This is a genomic window from Flavobacterium hungaricum (assembly GCF_015182285.1).
In the GTDB taxonomy this organism is placed as follows: domain Bacteria; phylum Bacteroidota; class Bacteroidia; order Flavobacteriales; family Flavobacteriaceae; genus Flavobacterium; species Flavobacterium hungaricum.
This window is the reverse complement of sequence record NZ_PRDM01000001.1, coordinates 601,709-628,349: the sequence shown is the minus strand read 5'-3', so window position 1 is coordinate 628,349 and position 26,641 is coordinate 601,709. Positions and strand designations below refer to the sequence as shown.

Here is a 26,641-nt window from a genome sequence, read left to right as displayed (position 1 = left end):
CTTTCTGTTTTTACTGTCCGGTGTAAAGAATATCTTTTCCTTTTTTCAAAACATATCCTTTCCAAGGAATTAACTGCCAATCACCATTAGTCCAAGAATCTCCTTCAGATTTTCTTTCTAAAATAATCGATTCTTTTTGAGTGTCAAGGAAAAGTTCGGCTTTATTTCCTTCAAAAATAACATATGATGCAGTTGTATATTTTTTTCCGTCGTCGGCATGCGATAATTGCGTTCCTTCAAAAACCCGAATACATTCTTTTTTAAGTATTGACCAAGTATAACCGGCAGAAGCCTTACAGCCGTGAGCATCTGAGTCACCGCCTGTCATAACTTGTTTTGGCGCTTCTTTTGTACTAGTGTTTTCTGACGAAACTTTTTTTGCACACGAGAACGAAAGCCCCGCAATCATTGTAAACAGCATAATCTTTTTCATAGTCCTATAAATTTTTAAGGTCAAAAAAAAATAGGATTATAAAATCCTATTTTTGATATAACCAAGTTTGATTTACTTCAAAGGTAATGTTATCATCATTATCAACAAAGTATTTTAACAAGACTTCTCCCCATAATTCCCCATTACTGTAATCTGCAATGATCCATCTGTGGTTTAAGATTTTTACTTTGTTAATTATAAATTTATTGGGTCCGATTTGATCTTGTCCTGTATAAGGGTTTCCTTTTAGATTTGCATTGAAATCCAATAATTTTTCTGTTACAACCGGAATCAGTTTTTCAAATAAAATCACTTTTCCGCCAGAAGCACTGTTATCAAAATAATTTTGTGCGTTTTCATTATGTTCTAACGAAAAATAATTGGCATCTGTTAGTTTTGTAGTAACCAAATTGATACTGTCGCGTAGTTTTTTAGTCGTTTTTTCGTATCTGTTTTGCTCAAACTTTACTTCTTGACTGTAGAACGCATAAGTAAAAAGGTTCATTAATACAGCTAAGATCAAAAGATAAAGCATTAGGGATTTTTTCATTGTGGTATAATTAAATTGTAATTTCTAAATTGTCGTATGCCAGAAAAACGTTTTCCGGCAGCTGTTGCTGTACTTCTTCATGAAAACCTAAAACATGGCTGATATGTGTCAGATAGGCTTTTTCTGGTTTTACCAGATTTATAAAATCAAGTGCTTCCTGCAGGTTAAAATGTGTATCGTGAGGTTCTACACGTAAAGCATTTACCACCAAAACTTTGAGATTTTTGAGCTTCGCTATTTCTGACTCTTCTATAGTTTTAACATCTGTCAAATACGCAAAATCGTCTATACGGTAACCAAAAACCTGTAATTGTCCGTGCATCACATTAATCGGAATGGCTGTTTTATCACCTACCGCAAATGTTTGGTCATTGATAACTTCTATTGTCTTTACGCTTGGTGCACCCGGATATTTGTTTACGGTCTCAAAAACATAATCAAAACGACGTCTTAAATTCTCAATTACACGCTGGTGTGCATAAACGGGAATTTCGCCCTGTCTGAAATTGAATGGACGAATATCATCCAGACCAGCAGTATGATCTGCGTGTTCGTGAGTAAACAAAATGGCATCGAGTTTGGTGCAGCCGCAGGAAAGCATCTGCTGTCTGAAATCGGGTCCGCAATCGATAACATAAGAATGCTCGCCCCATGTAATCCAGATGGATACACGAAGCCTTTTATCCTTAGCATCAGTGCTTTTACAAACGGGATGATCGATTCCGATAATCGGAATGCCTTGAGAAGTGCCAGTACCTAAAAAATAAACCTTCAATTGAACTTAATTTTTTTACAAAAATAGGATTATTTCTCTTTCATTAGAAGCCTAATTTGCTAACTTTGTAACAAATCTATTTAAAATAAAAATGGGTACAGAAATAAAGCTCAAAGGTGACAGGGTCATCGAACAGATTCCTTCTATAAAAGACAAAGCGTTACGCATTAATTTAAACGAAAATATTTACGGGACATTTGCTGAAATTGGCGCTGGACAAGAGACAGTTAGACATTTCTTCAGATCCGGAGGTTCATCAGGAACAATTGCAAAAGCAATGTCTGCCTATGATAAAGATTTTAGTGATGCGGTTTACGGAATAGAAAGTGACGGAAGATATGTGACCGAAGAGCGATTAAAAAAAATGCTTACCCACGAAGGTCAAATCATCGAAGAGCGTTTGAGCCGAGAGAAACATCCCACAAAACTTTTTTTTAGTTATGCCAACACGGTAGCTACGATAGATTTTGCCAAACAATTTAAAGGTCACGGCTGGGTAGGAATTCGATACCAAATTGAACCAGACGAAGCTTATAACGAAATTATTCTTCATATTCGTTTTAAAGAGACTGATGCTAGACTACAGCAAGAAACACTAGGTATTTTAGGTGTTAACCTTATTTACGGTGCTTTTTACAAATACAACGATCCTAAACGATTACTTCGTTATTTATACGATCACTTAGATAAAGATCAATTAGAAATTGATACTATTAACTTTTCTGGACCTCGTTTTGCTGACGTAGACAATCGTTTGATGAGTTTACAATTGGTTAAAAACGGAATGACGGATGCCGTAATGTTTAATCCAGAAGGAAAAAACATTCTTCCGGCAGCTATTCTTTACAAAAAGAATCTTTTAGCTCTAAGAGGAAGTTTTCGCCCGGTTACCAAAGTAAATATGGACATGTACGAGAAATCATTGCAAATGTTTCTCAAAGAAAATAAAGTCGAAAAAAATAATACGCTGGTTGTTTTTGAAATTACGCTTTCGAATTTACGATCGGATGGTGAGATTGACGAACGTGACTTTATGGACAGGGCAGAATTACTTTGTTCGCTTGGCCAAACCGTAATGATCTCGAATTTTCAGGAATATTATAAGGTTGTAGAGTATTTTGCTAATTATACAAAAGCCCGTATGGGATTGGCAATGGGAGTAAATAACCTTGTTGATATTTTTGATGAGAAATACTACCGTCACTTAAGCGGCGGTATTCTGGAAGCTTTTGGAAAACTATTCTATCGCGATATGAAAGTTTTCTTATATCCAATGCTTGATGAAGAGGGTGTATTAATGAATTCAAACAACTTAAAGGTACATCCTAGAATGAAAGAGTTGTATAAATTCTTTAAATTCAACGGAAAAGTAGTTGATATTGAAGATTACGATCCGGATAACTTAGCTGTTTTCTCTCGAGAAGTTTTAAAAATGATCAATCAAGGAAAAACCGGCTGGGAGCACATGCTTCCGTCTGGTGTATCAGAACTCATAAAAGAACATCACCTTTTTGGATATCATCCTCAAAAAGAATTAGAACAAAACACATAAAATTAAAATCCCTTATTTAAGGGATTTTTTTTGTTTCAAGTTTTTTTTTTTCAGGTTTTTTTTGTTTCAAGTTTTTTTGTTTCAGGTTTCAAGTTATAATCTGCACTTAAAGCAGAAACGCAAAGAATATGAAGTTTTTCACATTCTTTGCGTTTCTGCAAAAAAAAATTCGCAAAGCTTGTCGTGATCAAGCTTTGCGAACTTAGCGTTTGTATATTCCATTTATAAAAACCTTAGCCTTCTTTGCGGTAAAATCCAAAATGCGAATTGCTATAAAAGAGAATCTTTATTTCAGAATCTGTGACGCGTGTTCTTTTGTTTTTACTTTTTCGATTACTTCATCAATAATTCCTTTTTCGTTGATGACAAAAGTGGTTCTGTGAATTCCGTCATACTCTTTTCCCATAAACTTTTTTGGCCCCCAGACACCAAATGCGTTAATTACAGATTTGTCTTCGTCTGCCAATAACGGAAAAGGAAATTCGTATTTGTCTTTAAATTTTAATTGTGCTTTCTGACTGTCGGCACTTACTCCCAAAAGTTCGTAATTATTAGCTTTGAATCGCTCAAAATTATCTCTTAAATCACACGCTTCTGCGGTACAACCAGGTGTGCTTGCTTTTGGATAAAAGAAAACGACTAGTTTCTTTCCAGCATAATCTGCTAATTGATGTGTTTTTCCGTCTTGATCTGTTCCTGAAAAATTGGGTGCTTTATCTCCCGCTTTTAATGTTGTCATATTTTTTTATTTTAGATTTTAGTCCCGAAGCCTCGGGATAGATTTTAGATTTTAGATTTTAGATTTTAGATTTTAGATTTTAGATTTTAGATTTTAGATTTTAGATTTTAGATTTTAGATTTTAGATTTTAGATTTTAGATTTTAGATTTTAGATTTTAGATTTTAGATTTAAAAAAAGCTGCGCTTTTTTTAAATCTAAAATAAAACTCAAGACACATAACCTATAACCTATAACTCATAACTCATAACTCATAACTCATAACTCATAACTCATAACCCCTAACTCATGACCCCTAACTCATAACTCAGACGAAATGAGGAGTTGCAACGGAAAGCTGGATTAGGCATATGATAAAAATTGTGCTATTTTTACAGGATTAAAAATACGGAAATGAATAAAGAAGCACGCGTACAATTTGTTATAAATACGTTAAAAGAACTCTACCCTACCATACCTGTTCCATTAGATCATAAAGATCCTTATACGCTTTTAATCGCAGTTTTATTGTCGGCTCAATGTACAGATGTTCGCGTGAATCAGATTACACCGCTGTTGTTTGCTAAGGCTGATAATCCGTATGATATGGTAAAAATGTCTGTTGAGGAAATTAAAGAAATTATTCGCCCATGCGGCTTATCGCCAATGAAATCGAAAGGAATTCATGGTTTGTCTGAAATTTTGATTGAAAAACATAACGGTGAGGTTCCGCAGAGTTTTGAAGCTCTTGAAGAACTTCCTGCTGTTGGACATAAAACGGCAAGTGTGGTAATGTCTCAGGCTTTTGGTGTTCCTGCTTTTCCTGTTGATACACACATCCACAGATTAATGTATCGCTGGAATCTTTCGAACGGAAAAAATGTTGCTCAAACCGAAAAAGATGCTAAAAGATTATTCCCTAAAGCTTTATGGAATGACTTGCATCTGCAGATTATCTGGTACGGCCGCGAATATTCACCGGCAAGAGGCTGGAGCTTAGAAAAAGATATTATCACCAAAACGATCGGAAAAAAATCTATAATTGAGGCGATGAGCTAGGGCGTTGAGGTGCTAAGGCTCTAAGTTACTAAGGTGCTGAGGTACTGAGGCTCTAAGTTGCTGAGGTGCTGAGGCTCTAAGGGACTGCGGTACTAAGTTGCTAAGGTTATTCGCTTTTAAACATAAAAAAGCAGTCTACATTTAGACTGCTTTTTTTTTAAATCTTTATATATATATCTTAGAATCTCAGCACCTTAGTACCTTAGTGCCTACCCTAGAATCTTAGCTCCGCAAAAAACCTACATTCCTGCTTTCAAAGCATTGTATTCACTTGTCATGTCCAGCGCTCTGTAAACGCCTAATAGTGTTTTGGCAGCATCGGCATTTTTAGGTTCTAATGCAAGTGCTTTTTTAAGATACGGTATGGCGCTTCTTGTTACGTCATCTTTTCTGGCATTTAATTTATCGTATTTCTGCATTTCTGCCGCGCTTGTTCCTAAAGATGAAATCTCCTCAACTAGATCTTTTTTCATCTGCAGCTTTAGGTAAGCCATGTTGATATACGCATCTGTATTATTGGGATCTAATTCTAAAACGTAATTATAACCTGTTTCTGCTTTAGCATATTGTTTTTTCTCCATATAAGAATACGCCAGATTGCTGTTTACCTCAAGTCTTTTTGAAGGAACAGATTCTGTTCTTGGTTTTTCATAAAGTCCTTGCTGGATAGCATTTTCTCTAGCTTTTGGAGAAATAAAAACATCTTCTTCTTTTGTTTTTTTGTTTGTCGCCATGTAAAGCACTCCTTTTCCAGAATAATTAAGCTTTTTCAGGGCTTCATAATACTGAATGGCATGGTCATAATCTTTTGCATTGATAGAGGATGAGGCGGCGTTGAACAAATTCAGTGTATCTTTTTTGTCAAACAAATAAACTTTATAACTTTTCTCTGCGCTTTCTTTGAATTTCCCTGCATTAAAGTCGGCCATAGCACCGTTTACAAGGCTTGATTTCATTTCTTTTAAAGCCGCATTGGCTTTTACCGTAAATTTAAATTTCCCCGATTCGTTTTCGTACAAAAATACATCTTGATACGATTGAGAAGCTAAAGTGAAATTATTTGCAGCGTCAATATTTTTTACGGCTAAATCTTTTAAAACATTTCCTTTTAAGAAATAATAATCGGATTTATCCTCATCGGTTGCGTTAAGGATCATATATTCTGTCTTATTTAAGATTACTAAAGATTCCTGGCTTTTTCCTTTATCATATAAGGATTGTGCTTCTTTTATTTGTTCTTTTTGAGCAAAAGCTGCTCCATTTACAAATAATAAAAGTGTTATTATTTTCAAATTCTTTTTCATTTTTCCAATTAGGTTTAGTTGTTAATATAGATTTGGTGTAAAGCGAAAATATTTGACCTTTTAGAATAGTCAAACAACTTTTAAGATGCCTGGCATTTTAGAATGCTAAGCTTACAACAACTAGAATGGAAATAATTGAGGGTAGTTTTTCTTCATAAATATTGGTTTTGGTTAAAATTTTGATTCTGGTTTATATTATTTAGTAAATCTAATATTTTAATACGAAAAACTTCTTAACAAAGCTTTTTGCATGAATAAAAAATTACTTTTTAACTAAAATAGAATTAAATTATAAATAAACACAGAAATACAGCCGAAAATATTAAATTTTAACAAATCAACCTAAAAACACCCTAAAAAACTTATAATTTTAAAACGCAAAAAAAGAATCTAAAACACTTAATGTAAGACAGATACAAAAATATCTAGTTTTAAAACATAAAAAAAGCCCAATAACTGCATTTTAATGCTGATAGTGGGCTGAATAACCAAAACGACCAGTTGGTTTTTCTTTACAAACATCCGACAAAAGCTGCGGGATGTTTAGTTAGCTATGATTTCAAAACTTTTTTCATTGGCTTTGATCACCGACAAAGCTTGTGAATAATTTAATATAAAAGAAACTACTTCTTTTTTAGGTTTAAGATTTTGAGAAGCTAATGCTTTTTTTGAGTAAATTTTCGCCATACTGTAAAATGATTTATAGTAGTATAACGAGCTTATTATCAAATTAGTATTAATTGGTTAAAATAATTTGATGTTTATCTATTATTTTTCTCAAATTCATTAGAGCATAACGCATTCTGCCTAACGCTGTATTGATACTCACGCCTGTAAGTTCAGATATTTCTTTGAAGCTCATATCCTGATACATACGCATTACGAGTACTTCTTTTTGATCTTCTGGAAGTTCTTGTATCAATTTTTTAAGATCAAGTTCTACTTGATCTACAATCATTTTGCCTTCTATTGTTAACGTATCGTCTGACATGATAGAGAAAATAGAAAATTCTTCGGTTTCTCTATGCATTGGCATTTTTTTGGTTTTGCGAAAGTGATCTACAATTAAATTGTGAGAAATACGCATCACCCAAGGCAGAAATTTACCTTCTTCGTTATAAGAATTGCTTTTTAAAGTTTTGATTACTTTAATAAAAGTGTCTTGAAAAATATCATTTGAAATGTCTCTATCAGAGATCTTAGAATATATGAAACCATATATCTTAGATTCGTGCCTTTTAATTAATGTTGCCAGAGCAGCTTCACTGCCTTCAACATAATTTTTAACTAATAGAGCGTCTGGAGTATGCAGATCAGCCATAGTACTACTTTTTTAGTTTCTGTTTTAAAATTTGGAGTAATTTTTCTAAAAAGTAGTTTTATTATATAGGCGAATCTTTTTTAAGTTATGTTAATATCGTGACCAAATTTAACAATTTTTTATTTTAAAAAGCAAATAAAACGAATATAAATTAGCTGCAAATCAGTAAATAATCTAAATTAAACATAAAATTTACAGTGAAAATGATTAAAATCTGCAATTTGGATCCCGATTAAGAAAGTCAAAAAAAAGACGTAAATAACTTACAACTAACGAAATAAGATTTTTTACGCCTTTTTAAAACTGAAATTTAAATTACAATTTTTTATTGGTATACCCGAACATAATCGATATAATATTTTTGCGGCAATACCTTGTCGTCTACATCCGGCCCGCCAAAATTTCCTCCAATGGCTAAGTTTAAGATGATGTAAAAGGGTTTGTCAAAAGGCCAGGTATCTTCGTTTTTTGGCTGCGGATTGAAGGTATAAACCAATTCCTGATCTACAAAAAAGGCTATTTGGTCTTTATCCCATTCGATTGCATAAACATGATATCCTTCTTCAATAGTAGGAAATGGTGTTCTTTTGGTATTAATGGTATTTCCGTGGCTGTCTTGTGTATGAAGCGTTGTATAAACCATGTGCGGATCGCGTCCAATGTACTCTAAAATATCAATTTCGCCGGTTTTTGGCCATTTTACTTCATCGATATTTGCTCCCAGCATCCAGAATGCAGGCCATAATCCGTGACCGATTGGTAATTTTGCCCTTGCTTCTATACGCCCGTATAGAAATTCTTTTTTTCCTTTTGTGGTTATTTTGGTTGAAGTGTACACATCGCCTTCTTTTCGGGCTTCGATAACAAGGCTGCCGTCTTTAAATTCGTGATTTTTTTTGGTATAAATCTGCCTTTCATTATTCCCCCAGCCGCACAAATTTGGACAGCCGTCTCCTAATTCGTAATTCCAAACCGATTCGTTTAAAGCTTTTTTGTTAAAATTTTCTTCCCAGACCAGTTTCCTTTTTTGCTGTGCAAAGCCAAGACTGCTGATCATTATTACTAAAATTATTCTTTTCATCATCATAAAATTGCAAAATCAAGAAGGCCAGCCTAAACTGACCTTCTCTCATTAAAATTACTAATTAATCTAACCTATTGATACACTCTCACATAATCAATTTCCATAGTAGACTGGGTGAAAGCGGCATCAATATTACCTCCCATATTACCTCCCATCGCAACATTTAAAATCAAGAAAAAGTCGCTGTTAAAAGGTAAAGAACCGTCGTTGACTAAGGTATGAATCAATACATCGTCAGCGTATATTTTTATAGATTCGGCACTCCATACTGTTTTATAGATATGAAATTCTGTCGAAACATTCGGAATGGTTTTGGAAGCTGTATTGGCATTTCCGCCAGAACGACCTGGATAATGAAACGTTCCGTGAACCAGATTCAGGCTGTTTCCAACGTGTTCCATAATATCAATTTCGCCGCAAGCAGGCCAGGTTTTTGTTGCATAATTCTGCCCTAGCATCCAGATAGCCGGCCAAGTTCCGCCGCCAGAAGGTAATTTGGCACGTACCTCAACTTTACCGTATTTAAAAGAATATTTTCCATCCGATTTTAATCTTGCAGATGAGTATTCTGCACCGCCGGAAGTTTCTTTTTTAGCCGTAATTTTCAAAAATCCACCTTGCACGATAATATTTGAAGCTGCATTGGTATAGTTTTGTTTTTCGTTATTTCCCCAGCCGTTGTCTCCACGTCCCAGATCGTAAACCCATTTTGCAGCATCTGGCGCTCCGTCTGTATTAAATTCGTCAGACCAAACTAAATTGGTAAAATCTGGACCAGAATTTTGATTTGGAGGTGTCGTTGAAAAGATATGATACCAAGCCAATGCAGGGTTTCCGCCCATTACAGCTCTTACTACCATTCTAGTTGCTGTGATAGAGATGATCTCATAAGAACTCTGTCCGATATAATACCCCATAAATCCGTTGTCCGCAAAATTCATTGTTGTACCTCTGGTTTGTTCTGCATGTTTCGGATTCGCCATTATCACAGACTCAGAAGGACTTAACGAAACATTTTTAGCGCCTCCTGGGTTGTAAGCCACACACATATCTTCTGTTAAAGCTGTTCCGGCAACACTTGCAAAATCTTTATTAAAGAAAGTCGCACCGCCATTGTCTAATTGGAATTTCAACTGATCGCCGTCTAAAGAGAATGTTAGTACATTATCATATAAACAACTGCTGTTTGGTGAAGCTGCTTTTTCAAAAGCACCTGCCTGATAATAGTTTGCGTAGAAGTTTTTCTCTGCATCTCCATCGTTTTGTCCTACTCCAAGATGTCCTGGTTCTCCTGCTGCCCAATACCATTTTTTAGAGGCACCGCCAGTTAATAATTGAACTGCCTGCTCATCGCTGAAATCACTTTGTACCTCAACATCTATTGTAGTGTTGGAAGCGGAACCTCCTTTTCCGAAAGCAATTACAGTTACGGTATAAGTATTAACACCTGTTTTAGTAAATCGTTTGGTAATTTTTCCGTTTGGAGCATTATCCGAACTTCCGTCGCTGTAAACGTATTTATACGAAATAACATTATCTGCCGTCGCTGCAAATTTTACAGTTCCAGAACCGTCACCATAAGGCGTATCTGTTGTTTTACCAACAATTTCGGCGGTTACTTTAAGATTTGCGGGCGCATCTATTGATCCGAATGTAAAATCATCTTTTTGACAACCCGTCATCAAGAGAATCGTAAATAGGAATGCGATTTTTATAATTATTTTTTTGCTCATGATTTCTTAATTTAATTGGATTGTTTGATATCATCAAAGTAATACGTTTCTCCTGCACCTGTTTTTCCAAAATCTGGAAACAAAATTACTCTGTCGTATTTAATACTGCTGTTAAAAGAAGCCGCACTTGTAAGATCAAATGTCAATACTTCCCACGCATTGGCTACTGTTGTTAATGCCTGTACTTCGAGATTAACACTTGGGTTTCCGTTTCCGTCTTTTGGAGAAGTCGAAAGTTCCATTTTATACAGAATTGCTGCGCCGGCTTTTGGCGACCATACGGCCACTTTTACTTTAGTTCCTTTTGCAGCGTCAAATGGGCTTTCAAAATTTAAACTGGCGCCTCCCCAAGTTTCTGCTCCATTCTTTTTATCCAATTTCACTACTTTATTAGAAACATTTATTCCTGTTTTATTCGGATTTGTTACCACAGAAGCATCTACATTTCCAAATCCGCCCCAAACGTAACTCAATGTGCTTGATTCAAAATCCAGCGGTAATGCCACTGCTTCAGCTGGGCTTTTATAGAAATAAATATTATCAATAAATACTGTTCCGCCAGCATTTGGTTTTGCTACCAATTTTAATTGGAATATGTTATTAACGCTTAAACCTTGGCTTGTAAAGGCCGAAATCGGAATATCTAAACTTGTCCATTGGTTGGCAGTAAGATCTTTTGTTACCGCTCTCTCGTCTGGTCCAGGTTTAATTAAAGATGTTTCTAATTTTTCTAAATCTGCGGTCCAAACATCCATATGCAGGTATTCCATTCCAGAAACGTCAATTGTTACATTGTCTGCCAATGCAATTCCCTGATAGCTCAATTTGATATAGTTCAATATTTTATCTCCGTTTAAATCAAATTCTGCAAAAGAACCTGACTGTCCCCAATTCGGATTAAAGTTTGTTCCTGCAACATCTGTATATTTAGAACTGTAAATTGAGATAACGTCTCCAGCTTGTCTGTTAGGCGGTGCTGGTGCTGCAGTAGTCGGTGCCAAAATTAATTTTGCTGTAACTTCTGCTGTATACTCTGTTGTTTTAATGGCAGCACTTTTAGAAACTACTCTAATAGTATAGGTTCCCGCTTCTTTATAGGTATAAGATACCGATTCGCCATTGTTTGCCGAGATTGGATCTGGTTTTCCTGTTTCTCCAAAATAAACGTCATAAAACAAAGCAAAATCTGCCGAGGCCGTTACGGTAACTTTTTTAGAAACTGCCAAATCATTCGTAATTACAACTTCTAAATTTTCTGGTGCTCTAAAAGAAACTACTACTTCTTTTTCAACTTCTGTAGTTTTTCCATTCAAGCCCATCGCTGTAATTTTGGATTTGTAAACTCCTTCCTTATAAACATGCGAAACTGCCGCTCCTACTCCCAAATAATCGGAATCCGGGCTTCCGTCTCCAAAACTAATTTTATACTGTGTTGCTCCTTCTCCTTTTGGCAGAAAAGTCACTTTTCCTGTATTGTCTTGTGTCACTGTGGTCAGGGCCGAAACATTTGCTGGAGCTGTAATTCCATCCAAATCAATATCGCCGGTATCGTTTGAGCAGGCAATTAAGAGTGCAAAAACGAAAAGATGTATAATAAAATGTATTTTTTTCATGATTGATGTTTTTTAGTAGCCAGGATTTTGTGACCAGTTTCCGTTAGCAAATTGAATTTCTTCTATAGGAAGCGGAAATAATTCGTTTTTGTTTGCTTTAAAACCTGGAATTTTTCCTGCTGCTTTTCCAGTTCTTACTAAATCAAAGAAACGATGTCCTTCTCCTAAAAGCTCTACTCTTCTTTCTGTTAAAATATCTTCTGTTAACTGTGCGCCGCCAGTTGTAATATCATGTGTATTATCTCCAAAAGCACGTCTTCTTACTTGATTGAGATATTCTTTTGCTTTAGCATCATTAATTCCTCCTCTGCTGTAAGCTTCTGCTGCCATTAATAGAACATCGGCATAGCGAATGGCTCTGTAATTGTTCGGATTGGTTAAATTTAAATCTCCTTGTGAGGTAGCGCTTCTTTTTCTCGGAAGGTATTTTCTGTTAAAGAACCCTGTATCTTCATTTCCTTTACCAAAGGTGATTCCGTTTCCGTTGTCAAAAGAAGCGTTTGCCAAAGCCCATGCATTGATATCTAAAATTGCAACATCTTTACGTTTATCTCCCGCTTCAAAGGCATTTGAGGCTTCTTGTGTCGGAAGATTGAAACTATATCCAGAAGAGAAAAGAGGTCCGGAATAATTTCTAACTCCGTTAAAACCCACTGCTACGTTTCCTTCACTACATTGAAGACATCCAAAACCAGCCCCTTCAATATCGGTGTATTGCACTTCAAAAACAGATTCGGTTCCGTTTTCGCCTTCTGCTTCAAACATGGCATTATAATCTGTTACCAAAGTATATTTTCCTGAAGTAATAACAGCATCAAGAGCTGTTGCGGCTTGAGAAAATTTACCTTGATATAAATAGGCTTTTCCTAGTAATGCCTGAGCAGCACCTTTTGTAACTCTTCCTGTTTGAGATGCATTTGGAGCCAAATTAGCAGCGGCAAACGTTAAATCTGCTTCTATTGAAGCGTAAACTTCTGCAACAGAAGCGCGTCCGATAATTTTTTCATCTCCAATTTTAAATCTCGCATCTCCTTTCATCGGGATACCGCCAAACCATTTTACTAACTCAAACTGATAATAAGCTCTTAAAAAACGAGCTTCGGCAATAACTTGGTTTTTCCCTGGAAAATCTGTTTTATCCTTAAATTCAAGAATATAATTTGCTCTTTGAACTCCTGCAAACATCCAATTCCAGACATCTCTTAGATTGCTGTTTACGGGTGTATGAATCATATCATCGATCTGTTGAAAACCAATAACGTCTGTCGGGCTTTCGCCGCCGCATAAGGTATTGTCTGATGCGATTTCGCCTAATAATACATTTACATAAGTAGCTTGTAATAAATCATAAGCTGCAATCAAGGCGTTATCGTATTCTTCTTTAGAATTGAAATAATTTTCAGAATCTATAGAATATTCTGGTTTTGGGTCCACGAACTCATCCGAACAAGAACTTAATGTCGAGAATAGAGTCAGTGTTATAATGGTTGTAAAGAAATATTTTTTCATTTTAACTCAAATTAAAAATTAATGTTTAAGCCCAGCAAATATGTTCTTGGGATTGGATAGAAACCGTAGTCAATTCCTGCACCAATAGGAGATTGAGAAACATTATCTCTATTTCCTGGTCCGAATGAAGCACCTGGATCAAAACCTTTGTATTTTGTAAAAGTGTAAAGGTTGTTTACCTGTGCATAAAGTCTCAATTTTGTAATACCTGCTTTTTGCGAAATATTTGGGTTAAGCGTATATCCTAATTGAACATTTTGAATTCTAACATAAGAGGCATCTTCAATAAAATAATCTGAGAAAACATTATTGGCAGTTGCTCCTGTAGTAACTCTCGGTGTAGAATTTGAAGTTCCTGCACCTGTCCATCGGTCTAAAACATAATCTAAACGGTTGGCATCAGAAAGTGTTCGCTCGTAGTTGCGCGCCATATCATTTCCGATAGAAGCAAATGTGAACACTGCAAAATCAACAGCTTTATAAGTTAATTGTAAATTAAAACCCATTGTAGCATCTGGAATTGGTTTTCCGATATCTGTTCTGTCGTTAGTATTGATTACACCATCATTATTGACATCTTTGTAACGAATATCTCCAGGTGATGCGTTTGCTCCCAATGCGATTTGAGAAGGATGTGCATCAATTTCTGCCTGATTTTGAAAAATTCCGTCTGTTTTATATCCGTAAAAATATCCAATTGGTTTACCGACTTCCATTCTTGAAGGAGAGGGCTGTCCTACTCCAAAAGCTCCTCCTTCTATAAAACCTGTTCCGTTGTTAACCTCTGTAACTTCATTTTTAAGGAACGTAACATTGTAACCTAATGTCATTGTAAAAGAGTCTGATAATTTTTCTTTATAATCAATAGCAAATTCAAAACCAGAATTTTTTACTGTACCAGCATTTAATGTGGGTGCACTTGCTCCAGGCGCTCCTGTACCATTGATACCTGAAACTGGAATATTCGGGATCAATAAATCTTTTCGGGTATCGATAAAATAATCGGCTACAACAGAAACTTTATCGTTGAATAATTTTAAGTCCAAACCAACATCAAATTTCTGAGCTTCTTCCCATTTTAAATCAGGATTTGGCACTTGTCCCATTGCGGTACCATTGCCCAATGTTCCGTTAAAAACATACGTTGCTTCTCCATTAAGCAAACCTAAATAACCGTAATTAGGAATCTGGTCGTTTCCTAAAGTACCGTAACTTGCTCTGAATTTTAAGAAATTAATGAATTTAGGTTCGCCGAAGAAATTTTCATCAGAAACTACCCATCCTGCGGTAAACGAAGGGAAACAACCTACTTTGTTTCCTGGACCGAACCTTGTAGAAGCATCACGTCTTATCATGGCAGAAAGCAGGTATTTTCCTTTATAATCATATTGCAATCTTCCAAAATAAGAAAGTCTTCTTTGATCGTATACATAAGAGCTGTTAGTCAGCGTTTCTGAAATTCCTTTTGTCAACGAAATATCCGCATTTTCCCAAGTGTTATTAGGCACATCAAATCCGGTTGCGGTAAGTCCGTTACCCCATTGTTTGTAAATAGTCGTTCCTAAAGTTCCTGTAATGTTGTGGCGGTCTGCAATTTTAGTATTGTAAGTTGCAAAAAGATCAAATGAATAATCATTGTCATTTACCGCTCTCTGTGTAACCGAACTTCTCTGAACATCAAACACTTTTCCGCCGTAGCTGATCTGTTTTGCAAAATCTTTAGATTCGCTGTTTGCAGTATTAAAACCAATAGCACCTGAAAGTGTAAATCCTTTGAAGATTTTATAATCTAAACCAAAGTTACCGTTGAGTTTTTTATAATTATAATCGTTATAAGTATTGGCTATTTGTGCCAGTGGATTTATAATTTCTGTTCCTAACCCTGTTGTGCTTGGAACCAGACTGTAATTTCCGTTTTCATCATAAGGCTGTAAAGTTGCGGGTACATTTAAAGCATTAAAAAGAACAGAACCTAACCCATTTTCGTTTAACGTATTTCGAGTAAAATAGGTGTAAATAACATTTGTTTTTAATTTGAATTTATCACTTAAATCTACTCCAAGGGCAATTCTGGCTGTATTTCTTAAATAACCCGATTTGTCGCCTCCAACAATTCCTTCTTGATCCAAATGCGAACCACTCACCGAATAAGTAATTTTTTCTGAACCTCCAGAAATGGTCAAATCATTATTGATAATGGGTGCCATCTGAAAAACTTCGTCCTGCCAGTTGGTTCCTTTTCCTAAATTACTTACGTTAGGATAAGGCAGTGCTCGACCGCCGTTTGCATAACTTTCGTTTAATAAAAGAGCATATTCTGTAGCGTTTAAAGTAGGCAGTTTTCTAGAAGTTTCCTGAAAACCGGCATAGCTGTTGAATGAAACTCTGGTTTTAGAATTCTTTTTTCCCATTTTGGTGGTAACCAAAATGATTCCGTTTGCTCCAATTGTTCCGTAAATAGCCGCCTGAGCATCTTTAAGAACGGTGATACTTTCTATATCATTAGGATTCAAAATTCCTAAATCTCCCACATAACCGTCAACAATAACCGTTGGTTTATTTTCACCATTTGTAGCTATCCCACGAATACGAATATCCAAAGGCGCACCCGGCGCACCTGATTGTGTGGTAACGTTTACCCCTGCAATAGTTCCTTGTAAAGCCTGTTCGATTCTTGCTGGTTTCAAGAGATCAATGGTTTTACTATCCAGCACGGCAACTGCACCGGTAACTTCTCTTTTTTTCTGGCTTCCGTAACCAATTACCACTACTTCATCAAGCGATTTGGCATCATCAGTCAGCTTAACTGTTACTTTGGTTCCAGAAACGACAACTTCCTGCGTTCTAAAACCGATATAACTTAATACGATTGTGGTTCCTTTTGGAACGTCTGTTAATTTAAAAGTTCCGTCAAAGTCAGTGGTTGTGCTTTTCGACGAATTTTTAACTTTTACATTTACGCCTGGCAACGATAATCCTGACGCATCTAATACTGTTCCTGTAACATCCAGATTCTGCGCAAAGGCAAAAGATGTAAACAGTAACAGTACTGTTAGTAATAATTTGGATTTCATAATTAGTTAGTTTTTATTGAAGTCTAAATTTATTTGTTCTGTTTTAGAATCCTATAAAATTAACCTCAACAAAAAACATACATGCCAAAAAATACCTGTCAAAATTCAATATATCATAAAAAAATGCCTTTAAATACGATAAATTACAAATGTTAATTTTATTAACACTTTTAGACCAGAACACCTTTAAAAACCGTCATGTTGAGGTAATGTATAGTTTTTTTGATGGCTTTTTTAAGCAGCTATACAGCCAAAATATATTCAACTAAACCGATTTCGTGCTTCAAATCCATTTTTTTACGCAAACGATACCTTTTTATTTCTACGCTTCTTACAGAAATGTTAAAGAGCGGCGCAATTTCTTTGGACGAAAGGTTTAATCTGAGATAAGCACAAAGACGAAGATCGTTTGGCGTTAAAAGCGGATGCAGCTGTTTAATTCGTTTCAAAAAATCTTTATCGGCATTATCAAATGCTTCTTTAAAAACCTTCCAGGAATCTTCTTCTGTGATGTTATCGTTTATGGTTCTAATAACCGATTTGATGTTTTTATTATCATCGGGAGTCGTTTTCTTTAAATCTTCTTTGATGAAAGCCAGCAGTTCGTTTTTACTGTGAAGACTCATTGTCGAAACTGCCAGTTCCCGATTTTTATTATCAACATCTTGTGACAATTGTTCGTTTCGAAGTTTCATCAACAGCTGTTCATTTTCCAGTTCCTGAATTTCGAGCAGCAGATTATTCTCTTCAATCAATTTTGCTTCTTGTTTGCGGTAAAAATTCTGATAGGCTTTATTAATAAAATAACCTGCTGTGAGCATTAGTAAAATATAAATAAACCACGCAAGATGCGTCAAATACCACGGCTTCTGAATTACAAAAGTATACACGGCTGTATTTTCCAAAATAGTATTGGCATATTTTGCTCTTACTTTAAAAGTGTATTGTCCCGGCGGCAGGTTTTTAAAATTAATAGTGGCTTTAGTGCTCCATTCGCTCCATTCGTTCTGAAATCCTTCCAACAGATATTGGTATTCCGAATTAATGTATTTATTGTATTCTGGAACGGTGTAGTTAAATGTAATGTTGTTTTCGCTTGACGAAAAATCACCTTCAGAAGGTAACGGAACATTTTTTAAATTTTCGTTTTGTTTGTTAACTCCAATATCGGTAATAAAAACGCTGTAGTTCTTAAAACTTAAATCATCAATGTTTAAGGTATAATAACCATCTGTTGTTCCTATTAAATAGATTGATTTTGATATCTGTGTAATATTTTCATATCCCAGCATCGAATTGGTTAGCGAAGCGGGAATCGGAATAATATTTTGTTTTAATTGACTGCTTAATTTACTGGCAGAAAAATAATGAATGTAGTTTTTAGAAAACAGCCAGATTTTATTAGAATTGTCAACGATTAATTTACCCGAAGTGTATTCGTCTTTTTCAAAAATAGAACTCAAAACACTGTCTTTCTCAAACTGTCTGGTTTTTCTGTTGAGTTTAAAAATACCGCCTTTGTATGCATAATAAATTGATTGGTTAAACTTTGTAAGACTGGCATTGTTTCCCTTTTGGGGCGATTTGTAAGTAAAAAATCCTGATGTTTTTCTTAGTTCCTGATCTAGTTTTAATCTGAAAATTCCTTTGTATTCGTGGCTTACATAAACCTCTAAATGATCACCGATTTCAAAAAAACGAGACGAATACTCGAAACCAGCTATTTTGTTTTTAAAAACCCACTGCCCGTTTATTTTTTCTAAAACCGAAAGTCCGTAATAATTTCCCTGAAGCAATTTATTTTCAGAATTCGGAACAGGTTCAAACTTCCAAGTTCCAGAACTCGAAAAAATACTTTTGGCAGTTTCGCCGTTTATCACAAAAGTCCCAGAATCATGACCGCAGAAAATAGTATTATCATATACAAACAAAGACCACACCTGCCCTTTTGTACCATTTATAAATTTAAACTCCTCATTACTATTCTGTTTTCTGCAAAACAAACCTTGATTGGTTCCTATATAAAGCATATCGTTAAAAACAGCAGACGCATAAACAGTTCCCAATACGCCAGAATCGTCTGTAAAACTATGAACAGGCGACTGCACGTTGATACAATTGATGCCGTTATCCAATCCTGCCCACAGGTTTTGGTCTTTATCTTCAAAAAGAGACAAAACGGTGTTATTACTCAATCCTTTACTCTGCGAAATATGATATTTAAGTTTTCCGTCGGCATTTAAAATAAAAACGCCGTTAGAAACTGTTCCCAAGGCAAAACTTCCGTCCTCAAGCATTTGACTGCTGTAAACAAAACTCGATTTAAGAGCAGTATCAACTTCGGTCTTAAATGGAGTTAAATTAGTTCCCGAAAGCATGTATATTCCGTCCAGCTGTGTCTGAATCAAAAGCTTATCATTCATCGGAAACATATTGACTATTGTAAACTTTTTGAGCGTCGGATGGTCTGAAATTAATTTTGCTTTCCCGCTTTCGATTTCAAAAAGCCCTTCTTTTATGGTCTGAAAATAAATCGCGTTTTTTGTTGCAAACGATTTTACAACGCCATTTTTAGGAGCTATAATGGTAAACTTTTTTGTTTTGGTATCGTAAATAAAAATCCGGTTTAAGGATTGAAACAACACCCAATGATCGTATTTTAGAATGTTCCAAAACTGTTCGTCGTCTAAAATTTTGTTTTTTATGGTATCACTAAGCGACGTATACTTCAATTTGCCGTTGGATTGTCGTACCCAATAGCCAAAATTCATGTAGCAGCCTGTATAAATCTTTTCTCCAATTACTTTTACCGATCGGATAATAGTTTCGTTAGGTGCTGGATAAAGTTCCCAATTGGTACCGTTAAATTCTAAAAGCCCTTCGTCATTTGCAAAATATAAATAATTATGCTCGTCCTGAGACACCATCCAATTCTGGTTTCCTGCCCCGTAAACAGCAGATGCGTATTTAATTATCGGCGGAAATTCCTGTGAAGAAACAACAAAACAAAATAAGCAGAACAGTATAGAAAGTTTAGTTTTCAAATTGGTTCAAGGTTAGTTTATTAGTAAATACAGTTCTAAAATAGCTTAATTTATGAAGATACGATGCGTTTTTAATAAAAAAATACGGATTGAAACAACCTGATTTACCATGCATTTAGTTAAAATTTGGAACATTTTACTTAACATAACTCAATTCAAAATTGATTACTTTTGTAAAAATTGACTTTTTGTATGCAGATTGATCTTTCTACACTAGACCCAAAATCAAATATTATCATCAAAGGTGCACAGGTACATAATTTAAAAAATGTAGATGTTGCCATTCCTAGAAACAAACTTGTTGTTATTACCGGCCTTTCTGGATCCGGAAAATCGAGTTTAGCTTTTGACACTTTATATGCCGAAGGACAAAGACGTTATGTCGAAAGTCTGTCATCGTACGCACGACAGTTTTTGGGGCGTTTAGACAAACCTAAAGTAGAATATATTAAAGGTATTGCTCCTGCAATTGCCATTGAGCAAAAGGTAAATACGACCAACGCACGTTCTACGGTTGGAACTTCTACAGAAATATACGATTATATGAAACTGTTGTACGCCCGAATCGGACGTACGTATTCTCCTGTTTCTGGACAAGAAGTTAAAAAAAACACTGTTACCGATGTGGTTGCCGATGTTAAAACGCTTCCGTTAGAAAGTAAATGGCTTTTACTGGCTCCTATTCATTTAGAAGAAGGAAGACTTTTAGAAGACAAATTAAAAGTGCTTTTACAACAAGGTTTTGCGCGTATTCTGGTCGACAACGAAATGATTCGTCTAGACGATTTTACGGCTTCAGATATGCATCAATTAGACAATAAAGACATTTTATTGATTATTGACCGTATTGTTGTAAAAGAGGAAGAAGAATTTTATAACCGTCTGGCAGATGCTGTACAAACTGCTTTTTTTGAAGGAAAAGGGATTTGTTATTTACAGGAATTAAATGCAGAGAAACGATTTTCGTATTCTAATAATTTTGAGCTTGACGGAATTACATTCTTAGAACCAAACGTTCATTTGTTTAGTTTTAATAATCCTTATGGTGCCTGCCCTGCCTGCGAGGGTTACGGAAATATTATTGGTATAGATGCCGATTTAGTGGTACCGAATACTTCTCTTTCTGTTTTTGAAAGTGCCATTTATCCGTGGCGCGGCGACAGCATGAGCTGGTACAAAGACGAATTGGTAAAACACGCTTATAAATTTGATTTTCCAATACACAAACCTTATTTTCAGCTTACAGAGGAACAAAAAGATATTATCTGGACTGGAAATAAGTATTTTCAAGGTTTAAATGATTTCTTTAGAGAATTAGAAGAAAAAAATTATAAGATTCAGAACCGTGTCATGTTATCACGTTACAGAGGCAAAACCAAATGCCATGTCTGCAAAGGCAAGCGTCTGCGTGAAGAAGCTTCTTATGTCAAAATAAATGGTAAAACAGTTTCTGACTTGGTTGATCTGCCAATCAAACATTTGGTTACTTTCTTTAAAAATATTGAACTAAACGTTTACGAACAGCAGATTGCGAAGCGTTTGATGGTCGAGATCAATAACCGTTTATCATTTTTAACAGAAGTTGGTTTAGATTATCTGACACTAAACAGAAATTCGGCTACACTTTCTGGAGGAGAATCCCAGCGTATAAATCTAGCAACATCATTAGGCTCAAGTTTGGTCGGTTCTATGTACATTTTGGATGAGCCGAGTATCGGACTTCACCCAAAAGATTCAGAACGATTGATCAAAGTACTTCTTTCTCTTCGTGATCTAGGCAATACAGTGATTGTTGTTGAACATGATGAAGACATCATGAAAGCAGCAGATATGATTATTGACATTGGGCCCGAAGCGGGAACTTTTGGAGGAAACTTGGTGGCTCAGGGAACTTACGATGAAATCCTGCAATCAGATTCTTTAACGGCGAAATACTTAAACGGCGATTTAGAAATTTCGGTTCCAAAGAAGAGAAGAAAATTCAAAAATCATATTGATATTATTGGTGCGCGAGAAAACAATCTAAAAAATATCGATGTTACTTTTCCTCTAGACGTTTTAACCGTTGTTACAGGCGTTTCTGGAAGTGGTAAAAGTACTCTGATCAAAAAGATTTTGTTTCCTGCCATGCAGAAAAAACTGGAAAGTGCTTCTGAAAAAGCAGGTCAGTTTACTGATATAAAAGGTTCTTTTTCGCAAATCAAACATATCGAATACGTAGACCAGAATCCGATCGGGAGAAGTTCTCGTTCAAATCCTGTTACGTACATCAAAGCGTATGATGATATCCGAGATCTATATGCTAAAGAAAAACTCTCTAAAATAAGAGGTTATCAGGCCAAACATTTTTCTTTTAATGTTGACGGAGGACGCTGTGAAACTTGCAAGGGAGAAGGCTCTATAAACGTCGAAATGGTCTTTATGGCCGATGTTTCACTGCCTTGTGAAACCTGTGGCGGCAAACGATTCAAAAAAGAGATTTTAGAAATCATGTTCGATAATCAAAACATCAATGATATTTTGACAATGACGATTGACGATGCGATTGCTTTTTTCGAAAAAAATAAACAAACAAAAATAACGCAAAAATTACAGCCTCTTCAAGACGTTGGTTTAGGATATGTACAATTAGGACAATCTTCTTCTACTCTTTCGGGCGGAGAAGCACAGCGTATAAAATTGGCATCTTTTCTAGTAAAAGGAGCAACAAAAGACAAAGCTTTATTTGTTTTTGACGAACCTACTACGGGGCTTCATTTTCATGATATTAAAAAACTATTGGCCTCATTTGATGCGTTAATAGAAAAAGGGCATTCGATCATTGTAATCGAACACAATCTCGATTTAATAAAATGTGCCGACTGGATTTTGGATTTAGGACCAGAAGGCGGAGAAAATGGAGGGCATTTACTAGCTTCGGGAACTCCAGAGGACATTGTAAAAGTAAAAGAGTCTGTTACGGGAGTTTATCTTAAAGATAAGTTATGAGTTTAATCGTTAGAATTATAATTTACATTTAAAACTATAATTCAGTTAAAAAATTAAGCCATAAACTGCATACGGGGAGTGCAGTTTATGGCTTTTAATTTTTTTAATTTTCCTAAATCTAAGCTACAAGACATCTTTCTTCAAACGGAAAACCATCTTCATCTATAGCTACTAAAACCTTCTTTTGTTTGGAGGCCTCAAATGTTAAATACAGCCATGCAAATGACCATAAACCTAATGTCAAACAAAAAATAATAAAATTTAAACTGTGGTTGACTACTTTTCCACCTTTAGAAAGGACTGCAAAAAGTAATTCATCATTTCTTTCCTCAAGCGTAAATCCATTACGAACCTTGTTCGATATCATCTTCGAAAATACCTGCATGCTTTGTTCCTGGTTGAGCTGATTGCTTTTCATAATAATTCCTCTAAAATTAATCCACATTCTATCTTTATTGTTGTATTCCAATTTTGATGCAAAAATATCCTTTAAAAAAAATCCATCCAATACCTCTATTCGGGTAATTTGTTAGTTTTTAAACAGGAGTTTTTATTTATCGCTGCAAAATTTTCAGACTAAAGTTAAATTTAATATAATTAATTACAAAATATTTAACTGTTAATTTTCAACACTTAACCTCTCAATACCAATAATTTAACTTTTTGACTTAATATTGAATGCCGGCGCTTGGTAATCCTCTTTCAAATAATCTGGTGGAATTGTTGTCGTATTTCCCTCACGGAGTGCACTATAGTGCGGTGACATAATTTCTATTCCGGCAGCATTAAAAGAATCCTGAATATTTTGATGCAGCGAAGAATAGATTCTTGGCTGCTTGGTAGGTTCTTTGGTATATACATTTATTTGATACGAAACATAAAAATCGTCCAGACTGGTTTGCAGTACAAAAGGTGCCGGTTCTTTTTCAGTCAAATCTGTTTTTAATGCGGCATCGATCAAAGCTTTGTAAATATCGGCCCAAGGAACATCATAACCAATTGTCACCGTAGTATGAATTAAAAGACCGTTAGTTGAGTTTTTGGTGTTTGCCGAGTAATTTGTTGATGTACTCGATAAAACGGTCGCATTTGGAATTGTAATGTCTTCAAATTTTGGTGTCCTGATTCGGGTTACCAATGCCGTTTTCTCGATCACTTCGCCGCTTACATCGCCTATTTTTATGTAATCACCAATTTTAAACGGACGCATGTACGTGATTACGAGACCAGCTACCATATTTGCTATTGCATTTGAAGATCCGAGTGAAAACAGCACGCCGACAAAAACCGAAACTCCTTTAAATATTGTAGAATCTGAGCCTGGGAGATACGGAAAAATAATGACCAGCATAAAAGCATACATTAACAACCTTATGATGTTAAATGTAGGAAGCGCCCAATCGCTGTAAAACCCGTCGATTTTGATGTTTTCGCTTTTTATTTCATCAAAGAAAAATTTAATGACTTTTAAAGAATATTTAAAAATGATGATGATAACAATTATCGTAAACAAACTTGGTAAAAAACCTAGAAAACCCATTAAAGCAGACTTCGCCGGCGTTAGAATCCAGCGGAGAAGCATCGTCGTGTATTCTTTTGTGGTGGGAAATAGGCTGAATAAAATAGGAAGCGACAAATAAACGATCACAATAAGCGTGACTATTTTGATAATGCTGAAGAGTTTGAGAAAGAGAAACTGCTGTTTTTCTGGCGATAAAATTTTTATAGTTCCGTAATTAACTCCTTTAAAATAACGTTCTTTATTTCTGACAATGTATTTTTTAACTGCATTGAAAATTTTTCCAACCAAAAACAACACAATTCCAATAATAAGGATCAGTAACGCCGTGTAAGCAAAACGTCTGGGCAGCTGCGAATAATTTTCATTTTCATAGACAATAGCGTTTTTGATTCTAACAAAATTACGATTGGCTAAAACTGGCACCGTCAGGTTTTCGGCTTTGGCATCGGAGTCTAAAATAGACATTACGACAAAATCGTTTTTGTACACAATATCAAAAGAAACATCTGAGGGAACGACCTTAATAGAATCTTTCTCAAAAAAAGATTCGCTGTAAAGCCTTTTTATTTTATCTGTAATATAAGAAGCTCTTTCTTTGGCAGAAAAAGATCCTACTTTGCTATAAACATAAAAGAGCGTATCCTTGAACGGACTGACAGGATATCCTTTTAATTTTACGGAACTAGGTGCTTTGACAGAATCTTGTCTGCTGCTGTTTTGAGCAGCAGTTTCTACAGAATGCAAAAACAGAAAGAAAGCTAATAACCTAAGTAATTCTTTTTTCATATTCGACTAGAAATAAATTAGTTATCCTTTCTAACAAATATAAAAACAAAATTCTTACAATTTTAAAATACCGCTGGTTTTTAAGTAAACCTGTATTAAATCTTAATTCCGATTTTCTTTAAAAGAGAATCAATTACATTATTAATGTCTATTGAGATTTTAAATTTGTAATTCAGATATACATAAGCAATTGTAACCAAAATAGATTTTAAAGCAATACTGATGAGCTGATAAAATGGAAATTCCCAAAAGTAGAATACTAAAAAGAGTATAAAAGTCAATACAATAGATTCTACCGTTTGTTTGGTAAACGGATATAAATGAAGTTTTTTGACCACAAATAGTAATTTGGCCAAACTATACAATGTGATAGACAACAGGGTCGCAAATGCAGAACCGAAAATTCCCCAAATCGGAATGAATATCATATTTAAAACAAAAGTTAAAAAGACAAGCATCAACCCTAAATACAAGACCATTCTATAATATTTGGTATTAAAAATAATAGCATTATTATTCCCTAAAATTAAATCAAAATATTTAGAGATTCCGATCATGAATACAACCGGAATTCCACCTCTGTATTCATCAGGAACCATTTCGTACAACTGATTAATATTTACAAAAATACAGAGCATTACAAATCCTCCCACAAATTGAAGGTTTATTGATGTCTTTTTGTATAATGTATTTAATTCATCGTGTTTATTATCATGCATTAATTTTGCTGTAATTGGATATACAATTTGATGCATGGCACGGCTCGGAACAGAAATTACCAAAGCGATATACGTTGCTACAGAATAAAAAGCAATGTTATCAATAATCATATATTGATTCAATATCATTTTATCTCCGTCCAGCAGTAAATTGGCAACACTTCCCGATAGAATGATATAAAAAGTATACGTCAATATATCTTTTGTATTGATTGGCTTTGTAAATTGAAAATTAGGTTTCTGGATATTGAATGCATAAAACATGGTCACTAAAAAAGCCACAAAGTACAAGCCGGCAGTTGCATAAACAAATCCTTCTACAGTAAGCCAGTCAAAATAAACAGCGATTAATAAAAACAACGAAAAGAGTCGTAACCCTACTTCTTTTATAAAATTACCAAAAACAGAGTGCATGTGCACGCGTGCCCAGGCATAAAAAATCTCGAAATAAGCCATACTCAACCCAATAATCGGGATCAGCCAGATGTACTCTTTTACTATGGGATTCTTTTTTGATAAGAAAAACAAGATCTGATCATAAAAACAAAGTCCGATTAATAACAGCGGAATTATTAAGAGCATCGGAAACAAAACGGTGAAGGATAAAAAACGAGATTTCTCCTCATCGGTTTTATATTGAGAATAAAATTTTACTAATGTATTCTGCATTCCAATTGCAAATAACGGCATTATGACATTTGCAGAAGAAGTAATATAATTCGTTAAACCATAGAATGTTGAACCAAGAAAAATAGGGTATAAATAAAGCGTATTGATGGCGCCAATTCCGAAGCCAATGTAAGTTATGATCGTATTTTTAAAAGACTGATTTAAGACAATGCCCATTATTGGATTTCT

19 protein-coding genes are annotated in these 26,641 nt (G+C 35.0%); 3 read left to right on the top strand and 16 right to left on the bottom strand.

All coding sequences use genetic code 11. From position 1 onward, the window contains the following. Positions 1-10 precede the first annotated feature (10 nt). From C4F50_RS02610 to C4F50_RS02600, 3 genes are read right to left on the bottom strand one after another with little or no spacing between them, the layout of a single operon-like run. A complete protein-coding gene (locus C4F50_RS02610; protein ID WP_193844868.1) occupies positions 11-433 on the bottom strand; it encodes a hypothetical protein in 423 nt (140 codons plus the stop codon). 46 nt (positions 434-479) lie between these two features. Next, positions 480-983, bottom strand: a complete 504-nt coding sequence (locus C4F50_RS02605; RefSeq protein WP_193844867.1) for a hypothetical protein — start codon at positions 981-983, stop codon at positions 480-482. A gap of 10 nt (positions 984-993) precedes the next feature. Next, entirely contained in the window at positions 994-1,758 is a 765-nt protein-coding gene (locus C4F50_RS02600) for an MBL fold metallo-hydrolase (protein ID WP_193844866.1), read from the bottom strand. A 91-nt stretch (positions 1,759-1,849) separates the two neighbouring features. On the opposite strand from C4F50_RS02600, the gene C4F50_RS02595 reads away from it, so the two are divergent. Further along, positions 1,850-3,310 carry a TonB-dependent receptor gene (locus tag C4F50_RS02595; RefSeq protein WP_193844865.1) on the top strand — a complete coding sequence of 487 codons (1,461 nt, stop codon included), beginning with the start codon at positions 1,850-1,852 and terminating at the stop codon, positions 3,308-3,310. 286 nt (positions 3,311-3,596) lie between these two features. On the opposite strand, the gene bcp is transcribed toward C4F50_RS02595, so the two are convergent. Further along, entirely contained in the window at positions 3,597-4,049 is a 453-nt protein-coding gene (bcp, locus tag C4F50_RS02590; RefSeq protein ID WP_193844864.1) for a thioredoxin-dependent thiol peroxidase, read from the bottom strand. Positions 4,050-4,441: 392 nt separating this feature from the next. On the opposite strand from bcp, the gene C4F50_RS02585 reads away from it, so the two are divergent. Beyond that, a complete protein-coding gene (locus C4F50_RS02585) occupies positions 4,442-5,086 on the top strand; it encodes an endonuclease III domain-containing protein (RefSeq protein WP_193844863.1) in 645 nt (214 codons plus the stop codon). Positions 5,087-5,325: 239 nt separating this feature from the next. Here the strand turns inward: C4F50_RS02585 and C4F50_RS02580 are convergent, their stop codons facing one another. The 9 genes from C4F50_RS02580 to C4F50_RS02540 form a co-directional block, all read right to left on the bottom strand. Beyond that, a complete protein-coding gene (locus tag C4F50_RS02580; RefSeq protein ID WP_193844862.1) occupies positions 5,326-6,390 on the bottom strand; it encodes a tetratricopeptide repeat protein in 1,065 nt (354 codons plus the stop codon). A gap of 543 nt (positions 6,391-6,933) precedes the next feature. Then, on the bottom strand, positions 6,934-7,077 hold the full coding sequence (locus C4F50_RS02575; protein ID WP_193844861.1) for a hypothetical protein: 144 nt from the start codon (positions 7,075-7,077) through the stop codon (positions 6,934-6,936). A 49-nt stretch (positions 7,078-7,126) separates the two neighbouring features. Then, positions 7,127-7,711, bottom strand: a complete 585-nt coding sequence (locus C4F50_RS02570) for an RNA polymerase sigma factor (protein WP_193844860.1) — start codon at positions 7,709-7,711, stop codon at positions 7,127-7,129. A gap of 325 nt (positions 7,712-8,036) precedes the next feature. Further along, entirely contained in the window at positions 8,037-8,792 is a 756-nt protein-coding gene (locus C4F50_RS02565) for a glycoside hydrolase family 16 protein (protein ID WP_193844859.1), read from the bottom strand. A 74-nt stretch (positions 8,793-8,866) separates the two neighbouring features. After that, positions 8,867-10,528 carry a family 16 glycosylhydrolase gene (locus C4F50_RS02560; RefSeq protein WP_193844858.1) on the bottom strand — a complete coding sequence of 554 codons (1,662 nt, stop codon included), beginning with the start codon at positions 10,526-10,528 and terminating at the stop codon, positions 8,867-8,869. A gap of 11 nt (positions 10,529-10,539) precedes the next feature. Then, positions 10,540-12,141, bottom strand: a complete 1,602-nt coding sequence (locus tag C4F50_RS02555; RefSeq protein ID WP_193844857.1) for a hypothetical protein — start codon at positions 12,139-12,141, stop codon at positions 10,540-10,542. A 12-nt stretch (positions 12,142-12,153) separates the two neighbouring features. Continuing rightward, positions 12,154-13,650, bottom strand: a complete 1,497-nt coding sequence (locus C4F50_RS02550) for a RagB/SusD family nutrient uptake outer membrane protein (protein WP_193844856.1) — start codon at positions 13,648-13,650, stop codon at positions 12,154-12,156. 11 nt (positions 13,651-13,661) lie between these two features. Then, positions 13,662-16,724: a SusC/RagA family TonB-linked outer membrane protein gene (locus C4F50_RS02545; RefSeq protein ID WP_193844855.1), complete on the bottom strand. Its 3,063-nt coding sequence runs from the start codon at positions 16,722-16,724 to the stop codon at positions 13,662-13,664. A gap of 242 nt (positions 16,725-16,966) precedes the next feature. Next, the gene (locus C4F50_RS02540; RefSeq protein ID WP_193844854.1) at positions 16,967-19,768 is read right to left on the bottom strand and encodes a triple tyrosine motif-containing protein; all 2,802 of its coding nucleotides are present in this window, start codon (positions 19,766-19,768) and stop codon (positions 16,967-16,969) included. 192 nt (positions 19,769-19,960) lie between these two features. Here C4F50_RS02540 and uvrA point away from each other — a divergent pair, with 192 nt between their 5' ends. Next, complete coding sequence (gene uvrA / locus C4F50_RS02535; protein WP_193844853.1) at positions 19,961-22,756, top strand: excinuclease ABC subunit UvrA; 2,796 nt, start codon at positions 19,961-19,963, stop codon at positions 22,754-22,756. A 118-nt stretch (positions 22,757-22,874) separates the two neighbouring features. On the opposite strand, the gene C4F50_RS02530 is transcribed toward uvrA, so the two are convergent. The 3 genes from C4F50_RS02530 to C4F50_RS02520 all read right to left on the bottom strand — a co-directional run bounded on the left by C4F50_RS02530 (position 22,875) and on the right by C4F50_RS02520 (position 26,629). After that, on the bottom strand, positions 22,875-23,225 hold the full coding sequence (locus C4F50_RS02530) for a DUF8108 domain-containing protein (protein ID WP_228011942.1): 351 nt from the start codon (positions 23,223-23,225) through the stop codon (positions 22,875-22,877). A 186-nt stretch (positions 23,226-23,411) separates the two neighbouring features. Continuing rightward, entirely contained in the window at positions 23,412-25,064 is a 1,653-nt protein-coding gene (locus C4F50_RS02525; protein ID WP_193844852.1) for a mechanosensitive ion channel family protein, read from the bottom strand. Positions 25,065-25,159: 95 nt separating this feature from the next. Continuing rightward, entirely contained in the window at positions 25,160-26,629 is a 1,470-nt protein-coding gene (locus tag C4F50_RS02520; RefSeq protein WP_193844851.1) for a lipopolysaccharide biosynthesis protein, read from the bottom strand. Between the last annotated feature and the right edge of the window lie 12 nt (positions 26,630-26,641).